11 protein-coding genes and 1 riboswitch are annotated in these 12125 nt (G+C 54.8%); of the genes, 9 read left to right on the forward strand and 2 right to left on the reverse strand.

The window, feature by feature from the left end; all coding sequences use genetic code 11:
* The first annotated feature begins 64 nt into the window (after nucleotides 1-64).
* Nucleotides 65-727 carry a YajG family lipoprotein gene (locus ACTU44_RS20795; RefSeq protein WP_181850157.1) on the forward strand — a complete coding sequence of 221 codons (663 nt, stop codon included), beginning with the start codon at nucleotides 65-67 and terminating at the stop codon, nucleotides 725-727.
* A gap of 63 nt (nucleotides 728-790) precedes the next feature.
* On the opposite strand, the gene ACTU44_RS20800 is transcribed toward ACTU44_RS20795, so the two are convergent.
* Both ACTU44_RS20800 and ACTU44_RS20805 read right to left on the reverse strand, forming a co-directional pair.
* On the reverse strand, nucleotides 791-1330 hold the full coding sequence (locus ACTU44_RS20800) for a dihydrofolate reductase family protein (RefSeq protein ID WP_462096269.1): 540 nt from the start codon (nucleotides 1328-1330) through the stop codon (nucleotides 791-793).
* A 162-nt stretch (nucleotides 1331-1492) separates the two neighbouring features.
* A complete protein-coding gene (locus ACTU44_RS20805; RefSeq protein WP_462096270.1) occupies nucleotides 1493-2935 on the reverse strand; it encodes an L-serine ammonia-lyase in 1443 nt (480 codons plus the stop codon).
* Nucleotides 2936-3136: 201 nt separating this feature from the next.
* A riboswitch (glycine riboswitch) is annotated at nucleotides 3137-3231 on the reverse strand.
* 287 nt (nucleotides 3232-3518) lie between these two features.
* On the opposite strand from ACTU44_RS20805, the gene gpmI reads away from it, so the two are divergent.
* The 8 genes from gpmI to ACTU44_RS20845 all read left to right on the forward strand — a co-directional run bounded on the left by gpmI (nucleotide 3519) and on the right by ACTU44_RS20845 (nucleotide 11933).
* Nucleotides 3519-5111 carry a 2,3-bisphosphoglycerate-independent phosphoglycerate mutase gene (gene gpmI, locus ACTU44_RS20810; RefSeq protein ID WP_462096271.1) on the forward strand — a complete coding sequence of 531 codons (1593 nt, stop codon included), beginning with the start codon at nucleotides 3519-3521 and terminating at the stop codon, nucleotides 5109-5111.
* On the forward strand, nucleotides 5089-6450 hold the full coding sequence (locus ACTU44_RS20815) for a murein hydrolase activator EnvC family protein (protein ID WP_462096272.1): 1362 nt from the start codon (nucleotides 5089-5091) through the stop codon (nucleotides 6448-6450). Before gpmI ends, ACTU44_RS20815 begins: the two co-directional genes overlap by 23 nt.
* On the forward strand, nucleotides 6447-7748 hold the full coding sequence (locus ACTU44_RS20820) for a S41 family peptidase (RefSeq protein ID WP_336083071.1): 1302 nt from the start codon (nucleotides 6447-6449) through the stop codon (nucleotides 7746-7748). The genes ACTU44_RS20815 and ACTU44_RS20820 overlap by 4 nt, the downstream gene beginning before the upstream one ends.
* A gap of 58 nt (nucleotides 7749-7806) precedes the next feature.
* Nucleotides 7807-9324, forward strand: coding sequence for a divergent polysaccharide deacetylase family protein (locus tag ACTU44_RS20825; protein ID WP_462096273.1), 1518 nt, complete (start codon nucleotides 7807-7809; stop codon nucleotides 9322-9324).
* 42 nt (nucleotides 9325-9366) lie between these two features.
* Nucleotides 9367-9900: an RNA pyrophosphohydrolase gene (locus ACTU44_RS20830; RefSeq protein ID WP_114097091.1), complete on the forward strand. Its 534-nt coding sequence runs from the start codon at nucleotides 9367-9369 to the stop codon at nucleotides 9898-9900.
* A gap of 82 nt (nucleotides 9901-9982) precedes the next feature.
* On the forward strand, nucleotides 9983-10171 hold the full coding sequence (locus ACTU44_RS20835) for a hypothetical protein (RefSeq protein WP_114097090.1): 189 nt from the start codon (nucleotides 9983-9985) through the stop codon (nucleotides 10169-10171).
* Between the two features lie 76 nt (nucleotides 10172-10247).
* A complete protein-coding gene (locus ACTU44_RS20840) occupies nucleotides 10248-11054 on the forward strand; it encodes a methyltransferase domain-containing protein (RefSeq protein ID WP_336083077.1) in 807 nt (268 codons plus the stop codon).
* Between the two features lie 33 nt (nucleotides 11055-11087).
* On the forward strand, nucleotides 11088-11933 hold the full coding sequence (locus tag ACTU44_RS20845) for an alpha/beta fold hydrolase (RefSeq protein ID WP_462096274.1): 846 nt from the start codon (nucleotides 11088-11090) through the stop codon (nucleotides 11931-11933).
* Nucleotides 11934-12125 lie beyond the last annotated feature (192 nt).

The following is a 12125-nucleotide window of genomic DNA, read 5'->3' on the forward strand; positions in this document are numbered from 1 at the left end:
TTTAAATTTGCATCCCCTTTCCCCTTTGGATACTGATATTTTCAGTATTCAGAGGGGATTTATCATGAAACTTCATCACCTTAAGATTCTCGCAGTGCTCGGCTGCGTTGCGTTCCTCGGGGCTTGCGCAACATCACGAAGTGTCGTTCAAATCGAACAACCAGACACCATTGAAAACCCCGCCGAAGGGACCGAGGTCAGAATTCTGGAAGTGAACGACAACCGTCAATTCCAGATTGACCCGCCCAGTCCGGATATCCCCTCACTTGCCAATGACGAAATTGATAACAAGTCGATCACGTCCCGCGCCTATGCGCGTAAACGCAACACCTATGGCATGGCCTTGGGCGATGTGCTGATCCCCGAAGGCAAGACCGTCGCCGACGCCATTGCCAAAACGGTCGAAAACGGATTCCAGGCAGCAGGATACCGTGTTTTGACACCAGAAGATCCGAATTACGCCAGCGCCGCCGATGTCAAAGTTGATATTTCGGAATTCTGGTCATGGTTTGAACCCGGCTTCTGGCAAATCACCATACACAATCGCAGCGACATAACCTTAACTGCCGACAATATCACCCAGTCTGGCCCTATCAGGATCAAAGAGCAGTACAACGAGAACATGCAAATGGCGCTCGATAGCGATTGGCAGAAAAGTGCAATCAACGCTTTAAAGCAGGTTCGCGAAAAAATCACCGAACAGCTCTTGGCGCTTTCAGAAAAATGATCGGCCTTTAAGCCGAAACGTGGTGAACCAAAAACCGCGCCGTTTGGGCGCGGTTTTTGTCATTCAGATATCATGCAACCCATACTGGCTGCGGACCACGCCGGAATTATAGCGCTCTGACGCCAGAAGTCGGGGTTTGATACCACCGGCATCGCGCCCGAACAGCGATATGCCATCGCCGAGCACTTCGGGTACCGTAAAGATATCAAGCTGGTCGGCAAAGCCGCCAAACAGGAACTGCGTCACCACGCTGCCCCCGCCAACAACCCAGATATCCCCGTCCCCATTCCGACTGTCGCGAAGCTGATCGACAAGTTCGATAATGCTGCCGCCATAGGCCTCGATATTTGCCGGGCGGTCTTCGGGAAGATCGCGTGATGTCAGAACGATGGTGCGGCGAGCCTCGTACGGCCAGTCACCAAATTCCATGACCTGATCAAAGGTGTTTCTGCCAATGATCAATGTGCCAACGGAGTCCAGAAAGTCATCAAAGCCAAACTCGGCCGGATCATATTGATCCAGCCAGTCAACCGCACCATTGGTGCGCGCAATGAAGCCATCCAGACTGACCGCGATATATATGCGGAACAGCTTTTTGCCCATGTCTATGTCCAACCTTTGATGGGGTCTTTGCCCCTTTTTTTGGTTCACCGATCATAGCAGATTATCAACCGGGAGTGACAAGAAAGCAGAAACCGGCACTGTTTCCATCACCACCCGATTGTCAGAAACCGCTGTTTTCCGCCCTATTCTTCCGAACAGGGGTTAACATTCGACAACGTTGACATTAACCGCAAGCCCGCCCTGACTGGTTTCCTTGTACTTGCTTTGCATGTCGAGTCCCGTCTGGCGCATGGTTTCGATCACACGATCAAGCGAGACGGTGTGCTGTCCGTCGCCGCGCAATGCCAGACGTGCGGCATTGATCGCCTTGACCGCCCCCATTGTATTGCGTTCGATACAGGGCACCTGCACCAAACCGCCAATCGGATCACAGGTCAGGCCAAGGTTATGTTCCATCCCGATCTCGGCAGCATTTTCGACCTGTTCGGGTGTGCCGCCCAGAACGGCACAAAGTGCGCCCGCTGCCATCGAACAGGCAACACCGACCTCGCCCTGGCATCCGACCTCGGCTGCCGAGATCGAGGCACGCTTCTTGTAGATCGAACCGATTGCAGCAGCAGTTAAAAGGAATTCGCGAATTTTGGCCTGGCTGGCATTGGCCCCAAACCGTTCATAATAACGAAGTACCGCCGGGATCACCCCGGCTGCCCCGTTGGTCGGAGCCGTCACGACGCGCCCGCCTGCGGCATTTTCCTCGTTCACGGCAAGGGCATAAAGATTGACCCAGTCAATCACGGTCAAAGGATCGCGAAGGCCCGCCTCGGGTTTATCTGTCAGTTCGTGATAAAGCTTGGATGCACGCCGTTTCACATTCAGCCCGCCGGGCAAAATACCGTCCGTTTTGCAGCCACGATCAATACAATCCATCATCGCCCGATGCACGCGATCGACAAATTCATATGTCTCGTCCGGGCTGCGCCAGCTTTGTTCATTTGCCATCATGATTTCGGCAATCGAACGCCCTTCGCGCTTGCAGATCGCCATCAATTCATCGGCTGATCCGAACGGATGGGGCAATGTGATGTTATCACCGGAATATTCCGCCCCGCGATCATCACCAGACACAATAAATCCGCCGCCAACTGAAAAATATTCCTGTTCGTGGATTTTCACCCCGTCACGATCAAAGGCCGTGATCCGCATGCCATTGGGATGTTGCGGCAAGGTCTCGGTAAAATGGAAAACAAGATTGGTCTCGCGGTTAAAGGCCACCGGATGCTGCCCGTAAAGTTGCAGCTCGGAACTGGCATCAATTGCCGCCATGGTCGGGGCCACATCATCGGGATCCACACTGCGCGGACGTTGCCCTGAAAGGCCCATGATCACGGCGGTATCGGTCGCATGTCCCTTACCCGTCAGGGCAAGAGATCCATAAAGATCGACCACAACGCTGCCGGTTGCGCTCAAAAGATTGCGGGCTTCAAGTTCAAGGCAGAAGCGGTAACCCGCCCGCATCGGACCAACCGTATGCGAACTCGATGGGCCAATCCCGATGGTATAAAGATCAACAACAGAAAGGTTTACGTCTTGCACAGATCCGTCTTGCGATCCCGAAGCGGGACCGGTGGCGGTATGGGTGGTCATAAGGGCCTCCTTCACGGCTCTTGAACGCGCGAAATCTCGCGCCGTTTGCGAACCGGTGTCTTGCCCCCTCTGTCCCTTGACCTGAGATTGTGCGCCTGCCTGCCAAAAACAATGTCAGCCAACAGGTTTTCATCCTTCGGTGGAAACCGGGTGCCGGGCACAATGAACATGCACGCCATCCGTTTTCTCTCTCCAGAGCCTCTATCCGCGACGGTCCATCTGCCTGAGAGTTTTATGGGGCTATTGCTCCTTCGGCGCCGGCCATGCGGATGACCGGGCTCTCCCGTCGTGGTGCGAAACGCCATTTCTGCCGTCTCTGAGGATCACCGTTGGAACGCAGAGTATCTGTGTCTGCAAACCCTGTCAAAAAGCAGCTTTGCACCTGCAAAAAATTCCCGGCACGGGTACTGTTTCGCGGCCACATTCATGCTAAATTGCCGGAATTACGCATGTGCCTGTTGCGAGTAACGGTTGACCCACCCTGCCCGCGCAACAGGATTGATGGCGAACCGTCCCGTAAGTCACCATATTTACTGGTAATTATTTACGGGTAATTCAGCCTTTATCTCTATCAGTGGGGTTTATGAACGTGACTGTATCGAATTCCGTAAAGCGCCCGCGCCCGGTGGTGCTGTGCATTCTGGACGGCTGGGGTTATCGCGAAGAAACCAAGGACAACGCCGTTGCCTTGGCCAATACGCCTGTCTGGGATGCGCTTTATGCCAATAACCCGACCGGTTTCCTCAAGGCGTGCGGTCTGGATGTTGGCCTGCCCGAAGGCCAGATGGGCAATTCGGAAGTCGGTCACATGAATCTTGGGGCGGGCCGTGTGGTCATGCAGGAACTGCCCAAAATTGATGAAGCCGTCAAAACTGGCTCCATTGCCGATACCGACACCGTCAAAAAGATTATCGCGACCCTGAAAGACAGCAATGGCGTCTGCCACATTGCCGGTCTTCTGTCCGAAGGTGGCGTTCATTCCCATCAGGCCCATATGGCCGCCCTTGCTAAAATCATCGCGGGCGCTGATGTGCCGGTGAAAATTCACGCCTATCTTGATGGTCGCGACACGGCACCGAAAAGTGCTGCCAAATTCCTTGAAAAATTCCGCGCCCTGATCGGCGATGCCGACGTTGAAATCGTGACCGTTACCGGGCGCTATTACGCCATGGACCGCGACAACCGTTGGGAACGCGTCAGTCAGGCCTATTTCACGATGGTGCAGGGCAAAAATTACGCCGATGGCCGTACGGCTGAAAGTGCCGAAGCCGCCATTGCCAATGCCTATGCCAAAGACACCACCGATGAATTCGTTCTGCCGACAGTGATTGGTGATTTCGATGGCATCAAGGATGGCGATGGCCTGCTGATGACCAACTTCCGTGCCGATCGCGCCCGTGAAATCCTGGCAGCCCTGTGCGCTCCGGAATTCGATGGCTTTGATCGTGGCACGCCGGTCAAGTTCGCAGTACAGGCTGGCATGGTCGAATATTCGTCCGAACATGCCAAATACATGGATGCGATCTATCCGCCCCAGACCCTGCCGAACATCTTTGGCGAAGTGGTTTCCAAAGCCGGTCTGAAGCAGCTTCGTATTGCCGAAACTGAAAAATACCCGCATGTCTCGTTCTTCTTTAACGGTGGCGAAGAACAGGTCTTCGAAGGCGAAGACCGTATTCTGGTCGCATCACCAAAAGTCGCGACCTATGACCTTCAGCCGGAAATGTCCGCCCCCGAAGTGACCGAAAAACTGGTTGCTGCGATCAAGTCGGAAAAATACGACGCGATCATCCTGAACTTTGCCAATCCCGACATGGTCGGCCATAGCGGCATTCTGTCTGCGGCCATGAAGGCGGCCGAGGCCGTTGATACCTGCCTTGGCAAAGTGATTGATGCGATCAAGTCGGTTGGTGGTGTCGCCTTTGTGACTGCCGATCACGGCAATTGCGAAGTCATGGTCGATCCTGAAACCGGCGAACCGCACACGGCACATACCCTTAATCTGGTTCCGACCATTCTTGTTAACGGTCCGGAAGGGGTAACATTGGAGAATGGGCGTCTTGCCGACGTTGCGCCGACCTTGCTGCAACTGCTTGGCGTCGCCCAGCCAGCCGAGATGACTGGCAAACCGTTGCTTAGGGGCCTGAAACAGAATGATGCGCTTCTTGCGAGCTAAATTTGCTTACAGGATAGCCCTGCCTGCGCTGACCGTTTTTGTGGTTCTTGCGGCAGGCGGGGCAGCGCCTTCTTTTGCCCAATCGCTGCAGAAAGTTGACAAGAAGCTTGATCAACTCGAAAGCCAGCTTTCCGAACAGCAAAAACAGGAAGAGTTCCTGTCGCGTAAATCGCGCGAACTCTGGACCGAGGAACAGGCCCTGCAATCCGAAGCCATTTCGGTTGCCCGGCGGACCCAGCGTCTGGAAACGACCCTGACCGAACTTGAAGATCAGCTTCAGACACTCGAAACCCGTGAAAAGGTTGCCGCGACCAGTCTCGAAGACAAGGCCGGGCAATATGCCCGCATCCTGATGGCGCTTCAGCGTCTGTCAACAACACCGCCCGAAGCCGTCATTGCCCTGCCAACATCACCGCAGGATACCCTGCGTTCGGCGGTGTTGCTCAAAGCAGCGCTTCCCGGTGTGGAGCAGCATGCGCGCGACCTGCGCAAGGAATTGTCTGAAATCGCCACACTTCGCGAAGATATCCGCGACCGTCGCGCCGATGTCGCCAAAGCGACCAAGGAATTACAGCAGGACCGCGCATCACTGGCCGCCCTGCTGGGTGAAAAACGCCGCTTGCGCACCGAGACCGAGGCCGAAGCACACGAAGCCGCCAAAGCCGTGAGCGCCCTTGCCGACGAGGCCAAATCACTTGGCGAGTTGCTGAGTACGCTTCGCAAGCGTGCCGAAGGATTGCCAAAACCGCGTTCCCGCCCGGAAATTCAGCTTGCCAGCCGGACCGAACCGGACGCCGACACGCTTGGCGCGACGACGATTGCGCGCAACCCGCCGCCGGACCCCCCGGCGCGAAAAGATGACGCACCCAGCGCACCAGACAAAAAAGATGGTACCAGCGACGAGGAATTCGCTGTTGGCAGTTCAATTACGCTGGCACACGGGCATTTACGAATGCCCGCCAGTGGCAAAGTCGTCACACTGTTCGGGGAAAAATCACGTGGCCCGGACGGATTGACAGTCACAAGATCCAAGGGAATTGAGATCAGCACACGTGCAAATGCGCAGGTTGTCTCGCCCTTTGACGGCAAAGTTGTCTTTGCCGGACCCTTCCGCGGTTACGGCCGACTCTTGATTATCGAACACGGCGAAGGATACCATAGCCTTATCGCCGGTTTTGATCGGCTCGACAGTGTGGTAGGACAATATCTATTGGCGGGCGAACCTGTTGGTATTATGGGTGAAACGGCGCCTAAACTGTATCTGGAGATGCGCCAGGACGGAGAAGCGATTAATCCGCTTCCCTGGCTGGCCTCGAAAAACGGCAAGGTAAGTGGATGAAAACCTCTCGATTGGCAGTACTCGCACTCGCGACCGGCATGACTTTCGGCCTTGCGTCCCCAAGTCTGGCGCAATCTTCAACGTCCTCGGCTGAAACGTATCGCCTGCTGAATTTGTTTGGCGATGTCTTTGAACAGGTCAAAGCCAAATATGTCGAAGAAGTCGATGACAAGCAGCTGATCGAAGCTGCCATCAACGGCATGCTGACCTCGCTTGATCCGCATTCCTCCTATCTGAACATGGATAATTTCGAGGAAATGCAAGTCGATACCCGCGGCGAATTTGGCGGGCTTGGGATCGAAGTCACGATGGAAGACGGCTTTGTCAAAGTCATCTCGCCGATCTATGACACGCCCGCGGAAAAGGCCGGCCTGCAACCGGGCGACTTCATCACCCATATTGATGGCACTGCCATTCGCGGCCTGACGCTTAACGACGCGGTCGAAATGATGCGCGGCAAGGTCAATACCGACATCGTCCTGACCATCATCCGCAAGGGTGAACAGGCGCCGTTTGATGTCACCCTGACCCGTGCAGTGATCAAGATCCAGTCGGTTCGCGCCGAGGTAAAGGAAGATATCGGTTACATCCGCATCACCAAATTCAACGAACAGACCTTTAGCGGCCTGCAGCGCGCAATTACCGACATGCGCGATCAGATCGGCCCGGAAATCAAGGGTCTAGTGATTGACCTTCGCAACAATCCGGGCGGCCTTCTTGATCAGGCAATTTCGGTTTCCGATGCCTTCCTTGATAAAGGCGAAATCGTATCGACCCGTCCGCGTGACACCCAGAATACCGAACGCTACAACGCCCGTTCCGGCGATCTGGCCGAAGGTCTTCCGATGATTGTTCTGATCAATGACGGTTCGGCATCGGCATCCGAAATCGTTGCCGGTGCGCTTCAGGATCACCGCCGGGCGATCATCATGGGCACGCGCAGCTTCGGCAAGGGATCGGTACAAACCATCCTTCCGATGCCGGGCAATGTCGCACTGCGTCTGACGACAGCGCGCTATTACACCCCGTCGGGCAAATCGATTCAGGAAGTCGGGATCGTTCCCGATATCATCGTGCCACAGGCCCGTGTCGAAAGCATCGAAGGTGACACCCGCCGTTCCGAAGCATCACTGAATGGTGCGCTTCGCAACGAGGATGCACACACCACCGACACCGAAAAGGATGCAAACTCCCGCCGGGATCAGGCCGAGCAGCTTGCGATTGACGATTACCAGCTGTCGCGTGCACTTGACATGATCCGGGGCATTTCCCTGTTTGGTTCTCGCCCGCAAGGGTAAGGACCAACCGGACACCGTGAGAGACTAGCTGTTCGTGTTCAGGAAAATCCTAAACTCCTTGCCATTCAGAAAGAAGAAGAATGGCGATCTCGACGAGGACATGGCTGGCGCGCTGGCTGACGACCTTGGCGACGGGATGTCTGACGCCGAACACGATGTTGATCTCGATGACCTGCCCTTCAATGAACTGCCCATCGATGTTCAGTTCAAAAGACTTCCCAAGCGGCCGAAATCAAGGCGCAGCTGGCTGTCAAAACTTCTGATCATTACGTTGTTCCTGTCGCCCTTCGGGGCGACAGCTGTGGCCATGATCCCGGTTCTTGATCCTGAAACCGGCTGGCGACTGTTTCATACCGGCGGGCCCGAGGCACTGGTTGCCGTGCCGGGCTCAGAGCGCGAACTTCAGGAAGAGATTGCTCGTGGTGTGCGCGACATGCAGGAACGCGAACGCGCTCAGCAAAACGCCAATATGCCAACCGATGGCACGAATAGCAGTCCCGAAGAAATCGCCAGTCAGCTATCAGGTATTTCCGATCTGATCGGGACCCCCGAACAGGGTGATGCTGCAACTTCAGGGGACCAGCCATCCCCCGAAGAACTCGCAGCCCTGATCGCCGAGGAAGGATCGATTGACGATCCCATCGAACCCGATCCCTTGCGACAGGCCCCGCTTCCCGGCCTTGACGAGGAAGGAAGCTTCGGACGTATTCCGCGTATTGCAGATGACGGGACAACCCCGTTTGATGCCTATAAACGCCCGTTCGAGAAAACCGACGGACAGCCTTATGTCGCCATCATTCTGACCGGTGTTGGCTTGAATGATGAACGCACCCAGACCGCGATCAATGATCTTCCCTTGAACGTGTCATTGGCGATTTCGCCTTATGGGCGCGACATCAAATCGGTCGCCAGTCAGGCCCGTGCAATGGGACATGAAGTCTTCCTTGAACTGCCGATGGAACCCGTCGACTTCCCGCTGTCTGATCCCGGCCCACGTGCACTTTTGACATCCCTGTCCGAGGGGGAAAACCTTGTGCGGCTTGAATGGTTACTTGCACAGTTCCCCGGCTATGCCGGACTGGTCAGTCACGAAGGATCAAAATTCGGCAGCCTTGATAGCGCCATCCGGCCGATCATCGAATTCATTTCCCGATCCGGTCTGATGTATGTCGAAGGTACACGCAGCGGCATGGCAAGCTACGGCGCACAACTGGCATCGAATGCCGGAACACCCAATGCAATCGGCAATGTCCTGATTGATGAAATCCCGAGCCGCCGCCAGATCGATGCGAGACTGACCGAACTGGTGAAACTTGCAAAGCGCAACGGCGCGGCAATCGGATTTGCCCAATCCTATCCGGTCACAATCCAGCGTCTGCGGAACTGGGCATTGCGTTTAAAACGTCAGGGGGTCGAACTGGCCCCGGTCAGTGCAATTTCCGGGATGCAAGTCACACCGCAATCCGTCGCCGAGGCCGAAGCATCGCGCCTTGAAGCTGAAAAACGCGAAATCGAAGCAATGGCGCAAGATTCTGCCAACAACACAGAACCCGCCGCCACCATCGAAGGTCAGTGACGGCAAGCCGCCAATTCCGGCCCCGGTCACGCAGGAGAAATCATGGCTGACAAATCCGCAAACCCGTCCGAAACCAAATCAAAGGTCCGTGCCGAAGACCTGCCATACCGTCCGTGCGTCGGCATTGCACTTTTCAATGCGGATGGTCTGGTCTGGATGGGCAATCGTCTGGGCTTTGAAGGTGCCTGGCAGTTGCCACAGGGCGGTATCGATGATGGCGAAACACCGGTTGAGGCCGCCCTTCGCGAACTCAAGGAAGAAATCGGCACCGACAAGGCTGAAATCATCGCAGAAACACCTGACTGGCTGACCTATGACCTGCCCGACCATCTGGTCGGCAAAGCATTCAAGGGCAAGTATCGCGGCCAGAAACAGAAATGGTTCGCCATGCGCTTTACCGGCAAGGACAAGCACATCAAGATTGATGTTCCCAATCCGGAATTTGATGCCTGGCGCTGGAATGATCTTGCCACACTGCCCGATCTGATCGTGCCGTTCAAACGGCCGGTTTATTTGCAAATTGCTGATGCATTTCGTGATGTACCGCAAAGAATTCGTGAAATCAAACAGGCATAAGGCGACTATGCGGCTTGATCGCCGCGTTCTTTTCGCTAAATTTCAAGAATCAATAACACCTACGGTTTAGAGGAGTTCCAATATGGGTGCGGATCGGATTATCTTTGGTGTTTTGACCATTGCGGTCGGTATTTTGGGCCTGTTCTATGCATCTGGCTCACAAGACGGCTATTCCTATTTTGTCGGTTTGGCCCTTTTCATTGGCGCTGTGCTGTTCATGTTCCATCTGATCAAGGGTTATTATGATCAGCTCGAAGCAGCCGATCATTAATCAACCTTGTGCCTGACGCAGCCGTAACCGGCATCTAATGCTTTAAAAACACCCGAGAAAGCTCTAGGAATTGTCTATGAGCAATACATATTGGGACCCTGCCCGTTACGGTCTGTTTGGCAATGAGCGTTTGCGACCGGCCATTGATCTGATTACCCGCCTGCCCAAAGCAGCAAGCGGATTTTCACCCCGTCACATCGTTGATCTGGGCTGTGGCCCGGGATCGGTAACAGCTGTCCTTGCCGATGCATATGCGGATCAAGGCGACGATACCCCGCGAATTATAGGTGTTGATTCCTCTGACGAGATGCTTGAGACCGCACGCAAACGGTCGGAAAATATCCGTTGGCAAAAGGCCGATATCGCAATATGGCAGCCTGATGATCAGGTTGATTTGCTGTTTTCCAATGCCGCCCTTCAATGGGTCCCCGATCACTCACACCTGTTTCCGCGCCTGATGAGTTTTGTCCGCCCCGGCGGCATGATTGCCATTCAGGTGCCCAATAATTTCCTGGCCCCCAGCCATCAGCTGATCGGTGAAGCCGGGATCGAGTGGCGCAAGGAAGTCGCCGAAGCCATGCATGCCGCACGCATCATGCGACCTGGCGACTATTTTGATGTTCTTGCACCGTCCTGTGACGAGATTGACCTTTGGCAGACACAATATTGCCATGTGCTCAATGGCCCGGACGCGGTTTATAACTGGACCAGCTCGACCATCCTGCGCCCGGTTATGGCAGCCCTTCCTGATGACGCGGCACGTGCGAGCTTTACCGCGAAATACAAGGAACGCCTTAATCAGGTTTACCCGATACGCGATGATGGACGCACATTGTTCCCATTCAATCGCCTGTTCATGATCGCCCGCAAACGGGCCAGCTGATCCCCGATCACTTCCCTGACAAGGAGCCTTCCCATGGCAGATTTTCGCGAACATTTCGTCAAATGCTGTGGGTATGAAATCCATGTCAGGGCATGGGGTGATCCAGCAAAACGCCCACTGATCATGATGCATGGTCTGGCGCGACTTGCCGATGATTTTGATCATGTTGCCCCGCATTTCACCGATCAGTATTACGTACTGTGTCCAACCATGATCGGGCGTGGTTTTTCCGGCTGGGCCAAAGATCCGGACCGCGAATATACCGTCCCTTTCTATGTCGCCCAGATGTTTGAACTGCTTGACCATTTCGGGGTCAGTACCTGTGACTGGATCGGCACATCCATGGGCGGGCTGATTGGCCTTTATGCCACTGCCGAAGTCGCAGGACGGATCGAAAAGCTGGTCCTCAATGATATCGGGCCGGAACTTGATCCGAATGCGGTTGCCCGGATCAAATCCTATGTCGGGGCATCACCGGAATTCGAAACCATCGATGATGTTGAAAAGCTGGTCAGGCTGGTTTATGCCCCGTTTGGCGTTGCCGATGATGCCACCTGGGCGTTTTTAGCTTCACGGTCCGTGCGACGCCTGCCGAATGGCAATTTCATGATGCATTACGACCCCGAAGTCATGCGCATCTTTGCCGAACACATTGATTCCTTTGATGCCTGGGATGTTTTTGATGCCCTGCCCTGTCCGGTAATGCTGATCAGCGGCGAACAATCTGATCTGATCCCCAGGGCTATTGTCGATAAAATGAAAAATAAAAAACCTGAAATGCCTGTTTTTGCAGTGGCGAACTGCGGACATGCTCCCCATCTGAATGACAAAGCGCAAATCAACGCAATCAGGGACTTTCTGGGAAGCACAAGCCAATAGGCCGCAATCGTTACGCGGTCCCGTTGACGTCTCCCTCCTTCACAAGTGACCTGATCAGGTTCGATCCGCGAAAAATGCCACGCAGAATGTGGCGGCGCGGACAATACATGGTTGGTATGGGACCGACACCGAAGACGTATATGACCTCCTACGCAGAGGTCCCAAATCCAATGCGCTGATTGCTGTGGCTCT

The organism is Thalassospira sp. SM2505 (assembly GCF_054901115.1).

What these genes read in the sequence shown, in the direction of transcription:
- ACTU44_RS20805 (WP_462096270.1), bottom strand. Translation starts at nt 2,935, where the DNA reads ATGACCACCCATACCGCCACCGGTCCCGCTTCGGGATCGCAAGACGGA.
- ACTU44_RS20795 (WP_181850157.1), top strand. Translation starts at nt 65, where the DNA reads ATGAAACTTCATCACCTTAAGATTCTCGCAGTGCTCGGCTGCGTTGCG.
- ACTU44_RS20840 (WP_336083077.1), top strand. Translation starts at nt 10,248, where the DNA reads ATGAGCAATACATATTGGGACCCTGCCCGTTACGGTCTGTTTGGCAAT.
- ACTU44_RS20800 (WP_462096269.1), bottom strand. Translation starts at nt 1,330, where the DNA reads ATGGGCAAAAAGCTGTTCCGCATATATATCGCGGTCAGTCTGGATGGC.
- ACTU44_RS20830 (WP_114097091.1), top strand. Translation starts at nt 9,367, where the DNA reads ATGGCTGACAAATCCGCAAACCCGTCCGAAACCAAATCAAAGGTCCGT.
- ACTU44_RS20835 (WP_114097090.1), top strand. Translation starts at nt 9,983, where the DNA reads ATGGGTGCGGATCGGATTATCTTTGGTGTTTTGACCATTGCGGTCGGT.
- ACTU44_RS20845 (WP_462096274.1), top strand. Translation starts at nt 11,088, where the DNA reads ATGGCAGATTTTCGCGAACATTTCGTCAAATGCTGTGGGTATGAAATC.
- ACTU44_RS20815 (WP_462096272.1), top strand. Translation starts at nt 5,089, where the DNA reads ATGATGCGCTTCTTGCGAGCTAAATTTGCTTACAGGATAGCCCTGCCT.
- ACTU44_RS20820 (WP_336083071.1), top strand. Translation starts at nt 6,447, where the DNA reads ATGAAAACCTCTCGATTGGCAGTACTCGCACTCGCGACCGGCATGACT.
- gpmI (WP_462096271.1), top strand. Translation starts at nt 3,519, where the DNA reads ATGAACGTGACTGTATCGAATTCCGTAAAGCGCCCGCGCCCGGTGGTG.